At 55.2% G+C, this 1,073-nt stretch carries 2 protein-coding genes; one reads left to right on the top strand and one right to left on the bottom strand.

The annotated features are described in order from the left end of the window. Positions 1 to 31: 31 nt before the first annotated feature. Positions 32 to 271: a hypothetical protein gene (locus tag NHH03_RS27565; protein ID WP_253161582.1), complete on the bottom strand. Its 240-nt coding sequence runs from the start codon at positions 269 to 271 to the stop codon at positions 32 to 34. Positions 272 to 635: 364 nt separating this feature from the next. On the opposite strand from NHH03_RS27565, the gene NHH03_RS27560 reads away from it, so the two are divergent. Next, the gene (locus NHH03_RS27560; protein WP_253161581.1) at positions 636 to 1,052 is read left to right on the top strand and encodes an OsmC family protein; all 417 of its coding nucleotides are present in this window, start codon (positions 636 to 638) and stop codon (positions 1,050 to 1,052) included. The last annotated feature ends 21 nt before the right edge of the window (positions 1,053 to 1,073 follow it).

The following is a 1,073-nucleotide window of genomic DNA, read 5'->3' as shown; positions in this document are numbered from 1 at the left end:
GTGAGCGAGGGATTTCGGGTGCTGGCACCGATCAGTGGATTTCGACACAGTTGCAGATCTGTCCAAGCACACCGGCTTGGCGGATCGCCGGCACCAGGGCTTGCTTGAGCGCAACGCTCGGCAACTGGCCTCGCAAGACGATGCGTGAGCCTTCCAACGAGATCTCAATGTCATCACGGTGATCACTCAGTTCTGGGTGAGTGATCAAAACCGAGTCGATTCGGCGGATCATCAACAATCCGCGGGAATCAAGTACTTGCGTCGTGGCCATCGGGCATATCTCCGATACAGCAGAATTCGAAAAGCGGTTGTTCGCTAAAGCGAATTGCTGCGGCAGAAGTGACAAACAAAAATGGAAATTTTGCAGGGGCGAACAAATATCAGGCCGACTCTCTCCGCGTCGACCCGAATCGGACCGATCCTGGCAAAGGTTTTAAAAATAGACAACGCGGCGTGCGTCACCCTAAGAGTCACCTAACGCTAATTAGGTGCTCGGCATTTCGATCCGGTTTTTGAGATTTTTTTCGAATTGTCGTCCGACCGGTCCATTTGCACCGACGTGGCCGACTGGATTGCCGCTGAGCTAGACTGCTCCCGGCGAGAACGCTTCCATCCCTTTGCTAGGAATCAAAAACATGGCGGTTGAAATCAAAGCCGTTTACACAGGCCAGCTCGGTTGCACCGCGACGCATGGCCCCAGCGGAAACACATTGAACACCGATGCGCCGGTTGATAATGGTGGCAACGGAACCTCATTTTCCCCCACCGATCTGGTGGCGACAGCGCTAGGGACTTGTGTGCTGACGATCATGGGGTTGGTTGCCCAGCGACACGACTTGGACTTGAAAGATGCCCAGGTGAGTGTCAGCAAAGAAATGATCCAACAACCGGTGCGTCGGATCGGCGGCTTGCGGACCGTGGTCACGTTATCGGCCGCCGCAGTCAATGATCCAGAGATGCGAAGCCGACTGGAATCCGCGGCGCGAAAATGCCCGGTGCACCAGAGTCTGCATCCGGAGATCGACGCGCCGATCGAGTTTCAGTACGTCTAAAACGATCGCACTAGACGTAGC

Source organism: Stieleria tagensis, assembly GCF_024129865.1.
Lineage (GTDB): Bacteria > Planctomycetota > Planctomycetia > Pirellulales > Pirellulaceae > Stieleria > Stieleria tagensis.
The sequence above is the reverse complement of the archived record's forward strand: the minus strand, read 5'-3'. Positions and strand labels throughout refer to the sequence as shown.

What these genes read in the sequence shown, in the direction of transcription:
- NHH03_RS27560 (WP_253161581.1), top strand. Translation starts at nt 636, where the DNA reads ATGGCGGTTGAAATCAAAGCCGTTTACACAGGCCAGCTCGGTTGCACC.
- NHH03_RS27565 (WP_253161582.1), bottom strand. Translation starts at nt 271, where the DNA reads ATGGCCACGACGCAAGTACTTGATTCCCGCGGATTGTTGATGATCCGC.